Below are 14,941 nucleotides of genomic sequence, written 5' to 3' on the forward strand. Positions count from 1 at the left end.
GACCTCACTGGCGCATGGTGTCAGCCCATCCAGCCAACGGCGGTCTTCGGAATCACTTCCGACTCATCCAGTTTCGAGGCAAACATGCTCACCGCCTGCACCGCGTCGCTGGTGCTGGTGCGGATCTGCAGGATCACCGAGCCGGCCTGGTCGGCCAGGTTGACGCCGCGTTGCGCGCCTTCCTGAGTGGAATTCATGCTGGAGACTGCGTCGCGGGTTTCCGAGAGGATCATGCCGATCATCTCGGCAATTTCGGCGGTGGAACGGCTGGTGCGCCCGGCCAGTTGCCGGACCTCGTCGGCCACCACTGCGAACCCACGACCCTGGTCGCCCGCCCTTGCAGCCTCGATGGCCGCGTTGAGCGCCAGCAGGTTGGTCTGGTCGGCAATCCCGCGAATGGTGTTGACGATGGCGGTGATCTGCTCGGAGCGCTCGCCCAACTGCCCCACCAGCTTGGCGGAGGCGCCGATGTTTTCGGCGATCCGCCGCATTTCCGTGGCGGTGTCGTGAATCACCTGGGTGCCGTGCTCGGCGAAGCGTTCGGTTTCGGACGAGATGTGGTAGGCCCGGGAGGCGCCGCGAGAGTCTTCCTCGAACTTCTCCACGCGCTCGGTGATGTCACTGGCGAACTTGACGATCTTGATCAGTTTGCCGTCGCTGTCGAATACCGGGTTGTAGCTGGCTTCCAGCCAGACGACGCGGCCATGTTTGCCCAGTCGCTTGAATTGCCCGGTGAAGAACTCGCCGTTGTTCAAGCGGCGCCAAAAGTCGGTGTACTCGTTGCTGTTGATCAACGCCGGCTCGCAGAACAGGCGGTGGTGCTTGCCCTTGAGCTCGGTCAGTGAGTAGCCCATCACGTTGAGAAAGTTCGGGTTGGCGTCCAGCACCTGCCCGCTGAGGTCGAACTCGATCACCGCCATGGCGCGGTCCAGCGCCACCAGTTTGCTGCGGGTGGCGGCTTCCTGCTCGACATTGGCGGTGACGTCCAGGGCGTACTTGACCACTTTGAGCACTTGGCCGCGTTCATCCAGCACCGGGTTGTAGCTCGCCTCCAGCCAGATCACCTTGCCGTTGGCATCCATGCGCTTGAAGGTGCCCGACACGAACTTGCCGGCCCTGAGGTCTTGCCAGAACGTGGCATAGGCCGGGCTGCCGGTGAGCGCCGGCAGGCAGAAATCACGGTGAGTCTTGCCGGCCAGTTGCGCAGCGCTGTAACCCAGCGTCTTGAGGAAGTTGTCGTTGGCGCGCAGCACCTTGCCGTTGAGGTCGAATTCGACCACGGCCATGGAGCGTTCGAGCGCAGCAATCAGTCCTTTGTACTCGGTGACTTCGGCCGTCCTGGCCGCCAGTTCTGTCTTGAGTGATTTGTTGAACATGACGTGCCCTCAGCGCGCGGATAATCAGTTATATCAATGCCGCTATCGGCCGCGGAATACGGGACTTTAAGCGGCAAAAATGTTTATTTATTGACGTCAAATTCCGCGCTTTTGCCGGTTGCTCAGGTTTGCCCCGGCGGCGCTTTTCAGGGACCATGGCGCCTCTGTTTTTTTGCCATCAAGAGGCGCCCATGGCCAATCACGACCTGACCTTCACCCCTGATCCCGACGCCGACTCGATTTCTTCCGACGTTATCGGCTTCAACGGCATCCTGGTGTCCACCCAGATCCCGACCCACGCCGATGGCAGCCTGGAACTGGGCGACATCACCCTGCAAAGCGAATGCACGCTGCAAGCGCTGAAAGTCGCGCTGGAGAAAGCCGGCAGCTCGATGGACCGGGTGATGCACCTGACCATCTACCTTACCGACATGGCCGACCGCGCCGCCTTCAATGCGGTGTACACGCGTTTTTTTGCCAAACCGTGGCCGGTGCGTGCGGCGGTCGGCGTGGCTGAACTGGCCGTCAAAGGCATGCGCGTGGAAGTCACCGCGATGGCCGCCAAGGCCTGACAGCCCTGCGGTAGATGCCGGTCAGGCATTTCACGGCTACAATGCGCGCCTCAACCGTGACAAGCCTGACTAAAAAAACTATGTCCTTGCCCAAGCATCACCTTGAATTGCTCAGCCCGGCCCGCGATGTCGCCATCGCCCGCGAGGCTATCCTGCATGGCGCCGACGCCATCTACATCGGCGGGCCAAGCTTCGGCGCCCGCCATAACGCCTGTAACGAGGTGAGCGATATCGCTCAATTGGTGGAATTCGCCCATCGTTACCACGCGCGCGTCTTCACCACGATCAACACCATCCTGCATGACAACGAACTGGAACCTGCGCGCAAGCTGATCCATCAGCTCTACGATGCCGGCGTCGATGCGTTGATCGTGCAGGACCTGGGCGTCATGGAGCTGGATATCCCGCCCATCGAGTTGCACGCCAGTACCCAGACCGATATCCGCACGCTGGCCCGCGCCAAATTTCTCGATCAGGCCGGTTTCTCGCAACTGGTGCTGGCCCGCGAGCTGAACCTGCAGGAAATCCGCGCGATTGCCGACGAGACCGAGGCGGCCGTCGAGTTCTTCATCCACGGCGCCCTGTGCGTGGCATTCTCCGGGCAGTGCAATATCTCCCACGCGCAGAACGGCCGCAGCGCCAACCGTGGCGACTGCTCCCAGGCCTGCCGCCTGCCGTACACCTTGAAGGACGACCAGGGCCGCGTCGTGGCCTTTGAAAAGCACCTGCTGTCGATGAAAGACAACAACCAGAGCGCGAACATCCGCGCCCTGGTCGAAGCCGGCGTGCGCTCGTTCAAGATCGAAGGCCGCTACAAGGACATGGGCTACGTGAAGAACATCACCGCCTATTACCGCCAGCGCCTGGACGACGTGCTCGAAGACCGCACCGACCTGGCGCGCGCTTCCAGCGGGCGTACCGCGCATTTCTTCCTGCCCGATCCGGAAAAGACCTTTCACCGGGGCAGCACCGATTACTTTGTCAGCGACCGCAAGATCGACATCGGCGCCTTCGACACCCCGACCTTTACCGGCCTGCCAGTGGGCACGGTGGAAAAAGCCGGCAAGCGCGACTTGCAGGTAGTGACCCACGAGCCACTGTCCAACGGCGACGGGCTCAACGTGCTGATCAAACGTGAAGTGGTGGGGTTTCGCGCCAACATTGCCGAGCCCAAGGGCGAGTTCGAGGAAGACGGGCAGAAGCGCTACCGCTATCGCGTGGAGCCGAATGAAATGCCGGCCGGCCTGCATCAACTGCGCCCGCATCACCCGCTGAACCGCAACCTCGATCACAACTGGCAACAGGCCCTGCTCAAGACCTCGGCCGAACGCCGCATCGGCCTGGCCTGGGTCGCCCGCCTGCGCGAAGAGCAGCTTGAAGTCACGGCTACCAGTGAAGAAGGCATCAGCGCCAGCATCACCCTGCCCGGCCCGTTTGGCGTGGCCAACAAGCCGGAACAGGCGCTGGACACCCTGCGTGACCTGCTCGGCCAGCTTGGCACCACCGAGTACCACGCCACCGATATCGCGCTGGATGCACCGCAGGCGTTCTTCATCCCCAATTCGCAGCTCAAGGCGTTGCGCCGCGAAGTGATCGAAGCCCTGACGGCTGCCCGCGTTGCGGCGCACCCGCGCGGTGGGCGCAAGGCCGAGACCTCGCCGCCGCCTGTGTACCCGGATGCGCACTTGTCGTTCCTGGCCAACGTCTACAACCAGAAGGCTCGCGACTTCTATCACCGTCACGGCGTGAAGCTGATCGACGCCGCCTTTGAGGCTCACGAGGAAACCGGCGAAGTGCCCGTGATGATCACCAAGCACTGCCTGCGGTTTTCGTTCAACCTGTGCCCTAAACAGGCCAAGGGGGTGACGGGCGTGAAGACCAAGGTGGCGCCGATGCAGTTGATCCACGGTGATGAAGTGCTGACCTTGAAGTTCGACTGCAAGCCCTGCGAGATGCATGTGGTGGGCAAGATCAAGGGGCACATCCTGGGGTTGCCGCAACCGGGCAGCGTGGTGGGGCATTTCAACCCGGAAAATATTATTTTCCAGGGTACTCACTAGCCAAAACGCTAACGCGCGGGCTCCTGTGGCGAGCGGGCTTGTTGTGGCGAGCGGGCTTCCTGTGGCGAGCGGGCTTGTCCCGCGTTGGGCTGCGCAGCAGCCCCAATAAAAACACCGAGGTCTACCTGACAGATCGCGGTGGTTGGGTTTAGGGCCGCTTCGCGCCCCAACGCGGGGCAAGCCCGCTCGCCACAAGGGTCTGGGTGTTGGTTGAAATATAGGGACACGGTAGTCAACGTCGCCGCTTCGAATGGGCTGCTAGCGTGGAGGTTTCTTATCCATGCAAGGAGCAACGGATTGTCTCTCCAACCAAACTCACACCTGCTGCGTCGCGGTCGCTACTCGGAGCCCGGACGTGCTTATCTTGTCACCGCCGTGGTGCATCAACGCCTGCCTCTGTTTCGGAACTTTCGGTTGGGCCGGTTATTGGTTACCGAATTCAAAAGAGCCCATGAAACGGGCCGCGTTAATTCGTTGGCGTGGGTGGTCATGCCGGATCACTTTCATTGGCTGTTCAACCTCAACGACTCAACGCTTGCCGATGTAATGCGAGCGACGAAGTCTCGCAGCACCCTGAGTATTAATCGAGCCCGCTGCAGCCGGGAACGGTTCTGGCAACGCGGTTACCACGATAGAGCGGTAAGAGCGGAGGAAGATATTCGCAGAATGGCGCGCTACATCATTGCCAACCCTTTACGGGCGGGGCTGGTTGAGCATATTGGTGATTATTCGTTATGGGATGCTGCCTGGTTGTGACATACGGTATCTGTGGGGCAGATATTTTTGTGGCAAGCCCGCTTGTTGTGGCGAGCGGGCTTGCCCCGCGTTGGGGTGCGAAGCGCCCCCAATTCAGCAAAACGCGGTGTACCTGATACGGCTCAGCGCCTGGTTTAGGGGCTGCTGCGCAGCCCAACGCAGGACAAGCCTGCTCGCCACAGGGAATCTGCGCTTAACTGAACGGCATTGGGGCAAGCCCGCTCGCCACAGATTTGGCTGCGGCCAGCAGGCCCTGAAATTTGGCATGGCGCGCTTCAAGCACCGGTTGCTGTGCCGGGTCGGGCGAGTAGCGCGCCTTGACCGGCATCCCCGCCGCCAGCAACTGCGCACCCTGCCCCATCGCCAGGAAGCCCAGCTTCGCCGCGCCGATGCAGGCGCTCAGTTCGCTGCCGTGCAGGGTGAACACCTCGCGCTGGAGGATGTTGGCCAGCAACTGCGCCCAATATTCGCTGCGTGCGCCCCCGCCGACCAGGGCAAAGGCGGTGACCTTGGCACCGCTCGACTGCACCGCGCGCCAGGCGTCGAGCAGGCCGAAGCCCACGCCTTCCATCACTGCGTAGCCGAGCATGGCAGGCGTGCAATCATGCCCCAGGCCCATGAAACCACCGCGCAGCAGCGGGTCGTTATGGGGTGTGCGCTCACCGGCGAGGTACGGCAAAAATAACGGTGTGCTCAGCGGCACAGTTTGTGAAATGGGCAGTTGCGCCTGCACCAGGTCCAGCAACGTGTGCTCATCGGCGGTGCCCGTGAGCCGTGTGACCCAGCGCAAACAACTGGCTCCCGCGAGCATCGCGCCCATGGTGTACCAGCGGTTGGGCAGTGCATGGCAAAAGCTGTGCACGGCGCTGGCCGGGTTGCCGGCGGCGTGGTCGGTGATGGCGACGATCGCCGCGCTGGTGCCCAGAGTGATGAAACCGTCACCGGCGTTGATCGCACCGATGCCCACCGCGGCCACCGGGTTGTCGCCGCCGCCGCCCGCGATTACCACACTGGCGGACAAGCCCAGCCCTTGCGCGGTCAGTAAGGCGCTCGCCGCGCCGCCCTCCACCAGCCGGGGCATTTGTTCAGGCGCAAGGCCCGTGGCGTGCAGCATGGGGCTGAACCATTCGCGCTGCGCCACGTCCAGCCACAGCGTACCGGCGGCGTCGGACATATCGCTGATGCGCTCGCCACACAGGCACAGGCGCAGGTAATCCTTGGGCGACAGCACGCAATCAATCGCCTTGAACACCTCGGGTTCGTGGCGTTGCAGCCACAGCAGTTTCGGCGCAGTGAGCCCGGCCATCGGCAGGCTGCCGGTGATGTCGGCGAAGCCGGCGCCCAGTTGCTCGGCCTCGGCCACGGCTCGCGAATCGTCCCACAGGATCGCCGGGTACAACACGCGGTTGTCGTCCCCCAGCAAGACCGCGCCGTGCATCTGCCCCGACAGGCCGATGCAGGCCACGCGGCTGTATGCCTCATGGGCGCGCAAGCTGGCCAGCGCCTGCAAACAGGCCTGCCACCAGTCTTGGGGGGCCTGCTCGGACCAGCCGCTATAACGCCGCGACACGCTCAAGCGCACGCCTGTTTGAGCCAGCACGTTGCCCACTGCGTCCATGAGGACGGCTTTGAGTTCCGATGTACCCAGGTCGATACCGAGAGAAACAGGACTGCTCATACGCGTGTGATTCCAATCAATGACAGCCACATGAATTGCGCACCTGCAGGTTCGGCGTCAGGCGCACGCTTTGCGCCGGCGCGCCTGGCGTGGCCATGCGTTGCAGCAACAGGTTGACCGCGCGCGTGCCCAGCGCCTGCACGGGCTGGGCGATCAAGGTCAGGCGCGGCACGAAAAAATCCGCCCAGTCAAAATCGTCGAAGCCCACCAGCGCCATCTGCGTCGGCACTTCCAGCCCGGCGTCACGCAGGGCATGCATGGCGCCCAGGGTCATCAGGTTATTGCCGGCCATGATGGCCGTGGGCGGTGCGTCCAGAGCGAGCAGTTGCACGGTCGCCCGTCGCGCCGGCTCGGTGTTCGAGCCGCCGTTGACCAGCAGTTGCGGATCAAATGGCAACCCCGCTGACTGCAAGGCCGCCTTGTAGCCTTCGACACGTTCATCGGTGGTGCTGAATCCCGGACGCCCGGCGATAAAGCCGATGCGACGGTGGCCGTGTTCGATCAAGTGGGCAATCAGCCCCTGGGTGGCCTCGGTGTTTTCCACGCCGATTTGGTCAAACTGACCGCTCATCATGCGGTCCACCAGCACCGCCGGAATCCGGTTGGCACTCAGGTACTCCAGGGCCATCGAGCCGTTCGAGGGCGCCAGCACAATGCCGTCGACCCGCCGATGGTGCAACGCCGTGATCACCCGCAGCTCCTGCTCCGGGTCATCGTGGGTGTCGACGAACAGCATCATGAAGCCATGCTTGGCGCACTCGGTTTCAATCGCGTGCACCGTTTCGCTGAAGTAATGGTTGGACAGCGCCGAAATCGCCACACCGATGGTGCTGGTGCTCGACCGCGCGAGGGAGCGCGCCAGGGTGTTGGGAATGTAGCCCAACGCCTGGATCGCCCGCTGCACGGCCAGCACCGTGGCCGGGCTGACCTTGCGGGTGCCGTTGAGCACATGGGAAACGGTCGAGGTCGACACGCCCGCCTTGCTTGCGACGTCATCCATGGTGACCACGGCGCGGCTCCCCTCAACCGATCAACGTTTGCTCGACCAGCCGCTGTAGCTGCCGACATTGTCACGGGTGATCAACTTGGGCGTGAGCTGGGTGATCGCTTCGGCCGGGGCTTTGTCGTTGAGCAGGTCATTGCCCACGTTCACGGCGGTTTGCGCCATGGCCCACGGGTCCTGGCTGGCAGACGCCTGAATCTGGGTGTCGGTCTTCAGTGCGTTCTCGATATCCGGCGCGCCGTCCACCGAGGTAATCACGATGCCGCTGCGTTTGAGCTGTTTGGCCGCCAGGTCACTGCCGATGGCTTGCGGGTCGTTGATCGCGAACAGGCCGTCGATTTTAGGGAAGCGCGTGAGGTAGCCCTGCATCGCGTTCAGCCCGCCTTCGCGCGAGCCCTTGCCGTCCTGGTCGTCGGACAGCACCTTCATGTCCGGCGCGCCGGCCAGTGCCGCTTTGCAGCCTTTGACACGGTCAGTCACGGCGGTGACCTGCGGGCCGTTCTGGATGATCACGTTGCCCTTGCCGCCGAGCTTGTCCACCAGGAACTGGCAGGCCAGCTTGCCGGCTTCGACGTTGTCGGTCTGCACCGTGGCGTTCACGCCCTTGGCGTCCACATCCACCGCCACCACCACGATCCCGGCGTCACGTGCTTTCTTGATCGCCGAGGCCATGGCGGAAGGGTCGACCGCATTGATCAGGATCAGGTCGACCTTGGATGAAATGAAATTGTCGATCTGCGAAAACTGTTTGCTCAGGTCATAGTCCGCCGACACCGAGGTGACCTTGACGTTGGGGTTAAGCTCCTTGGCGCGCGCGGTGGCGCCATCGGCAAGGGTCACGAAATACGGGTTGCCCAGCGAGCCCATGCTGATGCCGAGCGCTTTGAGCTCACGGGCTTCGACGGCTTGGGACATGAGGGCCGCCAGGGCCATAACGGGAAACAGGCGTTTGAGGTTCATACGGGTCTCTCTTGTGATTGTTGTGTGAGGAAACTCAGGTGCGCGCACCGGATTGGCGATAACGGTCCAGCGCGACCGCGCCGATGATCACGATGCCCTTGATGATGTACTGCCAGATGTCCGAGACGCCCAGCAATACCAAGCCGTTGGTCAACACGGCGATGATCAGCGCGCCGATCAGAGTGCCGCCGATGGTGCCGACACCGCCGGTAAAGCTGGTGCCACCGAGGATCACTGCAGCAATCGCGTCCAGTTCATAGGATTGCCCCAGTTGCAGGCCGTTGGCGGCAAACAGGCGCGAGGCGCTCATCACCGCGCCGAGCCCGGCCAGTGCGCCGGACATGGCGTAGACGAACAGCAGCACCTTCCACACCTTGATCCCCGACAGCCGCGCCGCTTCAGGGTTGCCGCCCACCGAATAGATCTGCACGCCCATCACCGTGCGACGCAGGATGAACCACGACAGCACGACCACCGCGACGGCGATCACCACCAGCCAGGGCACGCCGAGGATTGAATCGTTGCCGATAAAAGCGAACGGCAGGTCCGGGTTGAACACGGTCTTGTCATCCGCCAGCAGGCGCGCCAGGCCACGCATGGCGGTGAGCGCGCCAAGGGTGACGATAAACGGCGGCAGACGCATGAAGGCGATCAACCCGCCGTTGACCAGGCCCAGCAGCAGGCCAAAGCCTACGCCTGCAGCGATACCAAACATGCCGAACTGCGGCGACATTGAGGCCTGCAAGGCCACCACGGCGGACGCCGCGAGGATCGCGCCCACCGACAGGTCGATGCCCGCCGTGAGGATCACAAAGGTCATGCCCGCCGCCAGCACCACGTTGACCGAAGCCTGCTGGGTGATGATCGAGAGGTTCTGCATGGTCAGAAAGTTTTCGCTGGCCAGGGCAAAGCCCACCAGCAGCAGGACCAGCACCGGCAGCATGCCGACGGTGCGCATCAGTTCGCGAACCCGTTCGGCCTTGCCTGTTGTTGTCGCGACATTCACTTCAGCCATGGGCCACCACCTGATCGCCACCGGTGGCGAGGTCAATAATACGTTCCTGGGAGATGGCGTGGCCGGAGGCCCCGCCGACTTCAGCCACCAACTGGCCTTCGCGCATGATCAGCACGCGGTCGCAGGTGCCGATGATTTCCGGCAATTCGCTGGAAATGACCACGATGCCGACGCCGGCCTGGGCCAGTTGATTGATGATGCGGTAGATCTCGGACTTGGAGCCGATGTCGACGCCTCGGGTGGGTTCGTCGAGGATCAGCACATGGGGCTTGACCTCCAGCAGCCGTGCCAGCAGCACCTTTTGCTGGTTGCCGCCGGACAGCGAGCCCACGCTGACCTTGCCCGACGCCACACGAATCGACAGCGATTTGATCGCGTCATTCGCGCGTTGCGAGGCGTGCGTACGGTCGAGTACGCCGCCGGCATGGGCATCCGGCACGCAGGCGCACACGTTGATGTTGTCGGCCACGCTCATGTCCAGAAACAGGCCCTGGGCCTTGCGGTCCTCGGTGAGGTAGACCACGCCTGCGCGAATCGCGTCCGCCGGGTTGCGCAGCTGGGTGACGGTCTTGCCCACCACTTCCAGGGTGCCGCTGGTGCGCGGGTCGGCGGCGAAGATCAGCCGCGCCAGCTCGGTGCGCCCTGCCCCCACCAGCCCGGCGATGCCCAGCACTTCGCCGGCGTGCAGGTCGAAACTGCACTGGCGCACACGCTTGCCATCAGCCATGTCACGCACGCGCATCACCACGTTGCCGGGGTTGTAGGCGGCGTGTTCCTTCTTGTAGAAGCCGGACAAATCGCGGCCCACCATCATCTTCACCAGCACCTCGGCCGACAGCGCGTCGCGGGTCAGCTCGCCGATGTACTGACCGTCGCGCAGCACCGAGACGCGGTCCGACAGCTCGTAGATCTCGGCCATGCGATGGCTGATATAGATGATCGCCAAGCCCTGGCTGCGCAGTTGCTTGATCAACGCAAACAGGCGGTCAGTCTCGCGGGACGATAACGGCGTGGTGGGCTCGTCCATCACCAGGATCCTGGCGTGGGCATGCAGCGCCCGGGCGATCTCCACCAACTGACGCTCGGCAATCGACAGGCTGCTGACCGGCGTGGCTGGCGTGAACTCGGCACCCAGGCGCTGCAGCACGTCGAGACAGCCGGCCTGCATGCCTTTGCGGTCAATGGTCCAGCCACGGCGCAGTTCACGGCCCAGGTAAATGTTCTCGGCCACGCTCAGGTTCGGGCACAGGCTCAGTTCCTGATAGATCACAGCAATGCCGAGGGCTTTGGCGGTGGCGGGGGTAAAGGTGGGGACGGACTGGCCGTCGATGCGGATTTCACCGCCGGGATCGGCCTGATAAGCGCCGGAAAGGATCTTCATCAAGGTGGATTTGCCGGCGCCGTTCTCACCCATCAAGGCATGAATTTCACCGGGGAAGACCTTCAGGCCGACACTTTTGAGCACGCGCAAACCGTTGAAGGTTTTGCTGATGCCCTGCATCTCAAGCAAGGGTTCAAGGCTCATTGATGAGCTCCTGGATTTATTATTTTTGTAATCGAGTGAGACCGACTGTAGTCAGATACATTTGCTTACGCAAGCGCTTGCGTGTGCATTTTGTCGGGAGGTTAAACGTTTCATCACGTAGCGTTGAGGCAAAAATGCGCCACGAACCTCACGCTTTCCGGATGAGGGGTTTAAAGTTTCCAACTTTGAGTCGATAGCCTTTTGACATCCATTATTTGAAAGCAGGACTCTCGCATGCGCCTTAGAAATATTAATTTAGCTCCACGAGCTGCCCTGTTTTTTGCTTCGATCATCTGTCTGGTTTTCGTGCTTGGCGTGTTCGCAGTCCAGCAAATGGGAAAGCTGAGGGACTCTGAAAAAGATGTCGAACTCAATTGGATGGCGAGCATTCGACAAACGTCATTGATGAACGCCACCGCACTTCGCCTCAGGCTGGAAACACAACGAGGCCTGGCTGACCCTCAATCCATTCAAAAGAACATTGAAAGCTTCGCCGGTTACCGTAAGGCGTTCAACGATGCGGTGGCCAATTACGAGCCACTCGTGGCGAGTGACAAGGAGCGCTCGTTTTACACACCGGTCACGAAAAGCGCCGAGGCCTACTCCCAACAGCTGGATATCCTGGAACCGCTGATGAAGAAAGGGGATATACCGGCCGCGATCAGCCTGGTGAGCAACAACATTCGCCCTCTGACGAATGCCATGGAAGGACAGATCAAAGACTTGACGACGTTCAACAACGAGGGCGCAGCGCAGGCCGGGCAAACCGCGACCGATCTGTATAACAACGGCCTGTGGTTGGTGATTAGCCTTATCACGGGCGTGGTTCTCTTGACGGTTGCGTTGGCATTATTGCTGACGAAAAGCATCACCTCGCCGATTAGCGCTGCCTTGTCCGTTGCAGAACGTATCGCAGCCAGTGACCTCTCCAGGGAAGTATCGGTCAGCGGGACTGATGAAGCCGGGCGACTGTTGAAGGCACTCGCGCAGATGCAGACGAACCTTCGCGCCACGATCATTCAGATATCCGATTCGTCCACTCAACTGGCATCAGCTGCCGAGGAGATGACGGTGGTTACCGAGGAGTCGAGTCGAGGCCTGGTTGCTCAGAACGACGAGGTCAACCAGGCTGCAACCGCAGTCACGGAAATGAGCGCAGCTGTAGATGAGGTGGCGCGTAACGCGGAGTCAGCTTCCGAAGAGTCAAAGCGTACCCAAGGCTACACCGAGGTGGGTTTGGCACGGGTGGCTCAGACATTGAAGTCAATTCAAAAGCTCAATGGCAACGTTGAAAACACGAGCGCACAGATTCAAGGGTTGTCGGATCGTGCGCAAAGCATCACCAAGGTTGTCGAGGTGATTCGGGCGATTGCAGAGCAAACCAACTTGCTGGCATTGAACGCCGCTATTGAGGCCGCACGCGCTGGCGAACAAGGTCGCGGGTTTGCGGTCGTGGCTGACGAAGTAAGAGCCCTGGCCCATCGTACTCAAGTGTCGACTCAAGAAATCGAGCAAATGATCGCTGCCATTCAGGGCGATTCCGACCTCGCCGTGAAGGCGATGAACACGAGCAGAGATTTGGCGAACGAGTCACTTGGCGTCGCTCAGGAGGCCAGCACCTCGCTGGACCAGATATCACACGCCATTATTCAAATTAACGAACGCAACCTCATGATCGCAACCGCCTCTGAAGAGCAGTCCCATGTGGCGCGCGAGGTTGATCGAAATCTGGTCAGCATTCGCGAACTTGCAACACAAAGCGCGGCAGGCGCCTCTCAAACAGCGAGTGCGTGTGGTGAAATGTCGAAGTTGGCGGTTAACCTCAATCAGCTGGTTAACCGGTTCGCGGTGTAAATAAAAGGTTTTTGGGTGAGCTGACGGTTAGCTTCGCACGCTCAGCTCGCCCATGAACCGCACTCTCGACGTTTCTTGAATCACGCAGGCGATCTCGTATGGAATGCCGTATACGACGCAGCCGTGCAGGAACTCAAGGATGCCATGGACCTCGCCTACTTGAACGGTCAGCGCCCCGCTGACGTGTTAAAAGTGGCCACCACTGATTTAAACGCCGAATTCCTGATGGTGAAGCAGGGCAAGACCGCGAAGAAGCTTCGCCTACGGCTGGAGGACGAAGGTGTGCAGTCTGGGCTGAGCGCCTTTATCGAGGACCTGCAGGAACGCCGGGCCCTCAGCGGAATAAAAACATCGAGGCTGATCACCAACACATCCGGCCTTCGGATGAGCCAGCAGATGCTGCGCAATCGCTGGGACGAAGCCCGCGAGAAAGCTGCCATCAAAGCCGGCGCCGACGGTGACACTGACCTGGCAGTGCTGATCCGCCAGTTCCAGTTCAAAGACATCCGACCAAAAGCGGCCAGCGAGATCGAGTTGACACATGCAAGCCGCTTGCTTGGCCATACCACGGAAGATATGACCAAAAAGGTCTATCGACGTGTCGGGGAAATCGTTAAACCAACGAAGTGATTTTATCCACAACTACTCACATTCCAAAAAACGTTGTCAACGCAGAGGTCAACACACCAGCGCCAATCTGAGCCGGTATCTCCCACGCGGGGGTACCGGCTTTAGCAATCATGCCGGCCAGCCAAGCGCGCACACCCGGACCAAAATTCTTGCTATCGGTTTCAGGATCAAGGTCATCGTCATTAATGGCGACTTGCAATGCTGACACATCCGCCTCTGCAACCTTGTTTCTTCTTAGCTCACGAATCAAAGATGGCAAGTCCTTTGTGCCAACCGTTGACTTATTATGCGACGCTTGATTCCCCTCGCCGATAGCCAAACTTATATTCGCACCATCACCAAAAACGGCGCCTTTGAACATTTCGCTTAGCCCTTCAACCTTTGGCATGATCTTGGGGTCAGCGCCCGCTTTCGTTTCAGGTAAGACATGCTCAAGGTTTAACAAAAAGTCCAGCAGTCGGGATCTTGCCTCGTTTAAAATCTGGTCAAAACAACCAGCAGCGGGCTTTCCCCACGCGCTTGAAATGCCGAATGATTTCTCTATTCCTTGCCGTAAGTATCGAAAAAACGGTGGTCAATATTTACTATTAGGTCATCGGCCTTTTTGGAAAACTCTTCAATTACCGCAATACTTTGACTATGCCGGACGACCAATACCCTTTCTATCATCTCGTCAGACATCCCACCAATTGGCAATTTATAGTTTGTATAACGTTTGACTGCATTTTCAACGTTGCCATAAGGAGTTAGGTTTGAGATACGATATTTTGGAAGTTCATCATCGTCTCCGTACCCCTGTATTTCATCCTTTACCCACTTTGCGAAATCCTTGTTCTGCAGTTTGTGCGCAATAACTTGAGCCTTAAAAAAAGCGTTTGCCAGCGGTTGGTTAGCATCACTCAGGATGTCTATCGCTTCGTCTACTAGCTTCATTGATTCCCTCAAACCTTTGCGTGGTTGCAGCTCTTTCGGCTGTATGTCTCACGACAGCCCTAATGACATCATGCGAGCCACCATGTGCTCAAATCAAGTGATCAATTCACAGGCTTCACGGCGCTTATGACCCGAAATCCAGTTTCATTGATTGCTCTTGGATTTGCAGCAATCAAGGTCTAGTTGCGGAACGCATGCCAAAAGTTGCGGAACGGTTCTTAAATCACAGGCAATAAAAAACCCCGTAGACCATTGATCTACGGGGCTTTAAGAGTGGAGGCCGAGGTCGGAATCGAACCGGCGTAGGCGGATTTGCAATCCGCTGCATAACCATTTTGCTACTCGGCCTCAAACGATCAATGCCTCTACCACCGACATTCACCGCATAAAAACTTGAGTGGGCTGTAAGGGCCTGCCTCTACTCGAACAACTGTAATTCTCTACAACTTACTGTAACTCATTGAATACATTGAGGTTTTTAACGCCTCATTGCGTTCGATGGGCGCCATTATGTACCGATTTACCCATGCCTGCAACCCCTTGATTTGGAAAATATTTCGCAGCGCATCAAGGGGTTGC

General features: G+C 59.9%; 13 protein-coding genes and 1 tRNA gene. 5 read left to right on the plus strand and 9 right to left on the minus strand.

Annotation, left to right across the window (positions count from 1 at the left end; all coding sequences use genetic code 11):
* Positions 1 to 20 precede the first annotated feature (20 nt).
* Complete coding sequence (locus TU75_RS00455) at positions 21 to 1,376, minus strand: methyl-accepting chemotaxis protein (RefSeq protein ID WP_060547899.1); 1,356 nt, start codon at positions 1,374 to 1,376, stop codon at positions 21 to 23.
* A gap of 191 nt (positions 1,377 to 1,567) precedes the next feature.
* Here TU75_RS00455 and TU75_RS00460 point away from each other — a divergent pair, with 191 nt between their 5' ends.
* From TU75_RS00460 to TU75_RS26155, 3 genes are all read left to right on the plus strand, one after another.
* Complete coding sequence (locus TU75_RS00460; RefSeq protein WP_003230604.1) at positions 1,568 to 1,948, plus strand: RidA family protein; 381 nt, start codon at positions 1,568 to 1,570, stop codon at positions 1,946 to 1,948.
* A gap of 80 nt (positions 1,949 to 2,028) precedes the next feature.
* The gene (locus tag TU75_RS00465) at positions 2,029 to 4,008 is read left to right on the plus strand and encodes a peptidase U32 family protein (RefSeq protein ID WP_015372165.1); all 1,980 of its coding nucleotides are present in this window, start codon (positions 2,029 to 2,031) and stop codon (positions 4,006 to 4,008) included.
* Between the two features lie 297 nt (positions 4,009 to 4,305).
* Positions 4,306 to 4,764: an REP-associated tyrosine transposase gene (locus tag TU75_RS26155; protein WP_082630254.1), complete on the plus strand. Its 459-nt coding sequence runs from the start codon at positions 4,306 to 4,308 to the stop codon at positions 4,762 to 4,764.
* A gap of 193 nt (positions 4,765 to 4,957) precedes the next feature.
* On the opposite strand, the gene xylB is transcribed toward TU75_RS26155, so the two are convergent.
* From xylB to TU75_RS00490, 5 genes are read right to left on the minus strand one after another with little or no spacing between them, the layout of a single operon-like run.
* Complete coding sequence (xylB, locus tag TU75_RS00470; RefSeq protein ID WP_060547900.1) at positions 4,958 to 6,442, minus strand: xylulokinase; 1,485 nt, start codon at positions 6,440 to 6,442, stop codon at positions 4,958 to 4,960.
* A gap of 16 nt (positions 6,443 to 6,458) precedes the next feature.
* Complete coding sequence (locus tag TU75_RS00475; RefSeq protein WP_060547901.1) at positions 6,459 to 7,451, minus strand: LacI family DNA-binding transcriptional regulator; 993 nt, start codon at positions 7,449 to 7,451, stop codon at positions 6,459 to 6,461.
* A 21-nt stretch (positions 7,452 to 7,472) separates the two neighbouring features.
* Positions 7,473 to 8,405, minus strand: coding sequence for an ABC transporter substrate-binding protein (locus TU75_RS00480; protein WP_003230593.1), 933 nt, complete (start codon positions 8,403 to 8,405; stop codon positions 7,473 to 7,475).
* A gap of 34 nt (positions 8,406 to 8,439) precedes the next feature.
* Positions 8,440 to 9,420 carry an ABC transporter permease subunit gene (locus TU75_RS00485; RefSeq protein WP_060547902.1) on the minus strand — a complete coding sequence of 327 codons (981 nt, stop codon included), beginning with the start codon at positions 9,418 to 9,420 and terminating at the stop codon, positions 8,440 to 8,442.
* A complete protein-coding gene (locus tag TU75_RS00490; protein ID WP_060547903.1) occupies positions 9,413 to 10,945 on the minus strand; it encodes a sugar ABC transporter ATP-binding protein in 1,533 nt (510 codons plus the stop codon). Before TU75_RS00490 ends, TU75_RS00485 begins: the two co-directional genes overlap by 8 nt.
* A gap of 234 nt (positions 10,946 to 11,179) precedes the next feature.
* On the opposite strand from TU75_RS00490, the gene TU75_RS00495 reads away from it, so the two are divergent.
* The gene (locus tag TU75_RS00495) at positions 11,180 to 12,799 is read left to right on the plus strand and encodes a methyl-accepting chemotaxis protein (protein WP_060547904.1); all 1,620 of its coding nucleotides are present in this window, start codon (positions 11,180 to 11,182) and stop codon (positions 12,797 to 12,799) included.
* 123 nt (positions 12,800 to 12,922) lie between these two features.
* Positions 12,923 to 13,429: a tyrosine-type recombinase/integrase gene (locus tag TU75_RS00500; protein ID WP_428838902.1), complete on the plus strand. Its 507-nt coding sequence runs from the start codon at positions 12,923 to 12,925 to the stop codon at positions 13,427 to 13,429.
* 16 nt (positions 13,430 to 13,445) lie between these two features.
* Here TU75_RS00500 and TU75_RS00505 read toward each other — a convergent pair whose 3' ends face one another.
* The 3 genes from TU75_RS00505 to TU75_RS00515 all read right to left on the minus strand — a co-directional run bounded on the left by TU75_RS00505 (position 13,446) and on the right by TU75_RS00515 (position 14,710).
* A complete protein-coding gene (locus TU75_RS00505; protein WP_169794337.1) occupies positions 13,446 to 13,817 on the minus strand; it encodes a hypothetical protein in 372 nt (123 codons plus the stop codon).
* A gap of 152 nt (positions 13,818 to 13,969) precedes the next feature.
* On the minus strand, positions 13,970 to 14,362 hold the full coding sequence (locus TU75_RS00510) for an AbiTii domain-containing protein (protein WP_060547906.1): 393 nt from the start codon (positions 14,360 to 14,362) through the stop codon (positions 13,970 to 13,972).
* Positions 14,363 to 14,636: 274 nt separating this feature from the next.
* Positions 14,637 to 14,710 (minus strand) — tRNA-Cys (locus TU75_RS00515).
* Between the last annotated feature and the right edge of the window lie 231 nt (positions 14,711 to 14,941).

This window comes from Pseudomonas poae, from assembly GCF_001439785.1.
Taxonomy (GTDB): Bacteria; Pseudomonadota; Gammaproteobacteria; order Pseudomonadales; family Pseudomonadaceae; genus Aquipseudomonas; species Aquipseudomonas poae.

Bases quoted from the DNA above. Each gene is read 5' to 3' on its own strand.
- TU75_RS00455 (WP_060547899.1), bottom strand. From the start codon at position 1,376: ATGTTCAACAAATCACTCAAGACAGAACTGGCGGCCAGGACGGCCGAA.
- TU75_RS00460 (WP_003230604.1), top strand. From the start codon at position 1,568: ATGGCCAATCACGACCTGACCTTCACCCCTGATCCCGACGCCGACTCG.
- TU75_RS00465 (WP_015372165.1), top strand. From the start codon at position 2,029: ATGTCCTTGCCCAAGCATCACCTTGAATTGCTCAGCCCGGCCCGCGAT.
- xylB (WP_060547900.1), bottom strand. From the start codon at position 6,442: ATGAGCAGTCCTGTTTCTCTCGGTATCGACCTGGGTACATCGGAACTC.
- TU75_RS00480 (WP_003230593.1), bottom strand. From the start codon at position 8,405: ATGAACCTCAAACGCCTGTTTCCCGTTATGGCCCTGGCGGCCCTCATG.
- TU75_RS00485 (WP_060547902.1), bottom strand. From the start codon at position 9,420: ATGGCTGAAGTGAATGTCGCGACAACAACAGGCAAGGCCGAACGGGTT.
- TU75_RS00490 (WP_060547903.1), bottom strand. From the start codon at position 10,945: ATGAGCCTTGAACCCTTGCTTGAGATGCAGGGCATCAGCAAAACCTTC.
- TU75_RS00495 (WP_060547904.1), top strand. From the start codon at position 11,180: ATGCGCCTTAGAAATATTAATTTAGCTCCACGAGCTGCCCTGTTTTTT.
- TU75_RS00505 (WP_169794337.1), bottom strand. From the start codon at position 13,817: ATGCCAAAGGTTGAAGGGCTAAGCGAAATGTTCAAAGGCGCCGTTTTT.
- TU75_RS00510 (WP_060547906.1), bottom strand. From the start codon at position 14,362: ATGAAGCTAGTAGACGAAGCGATAGACATCCTGAGTGATGCTAACCAA.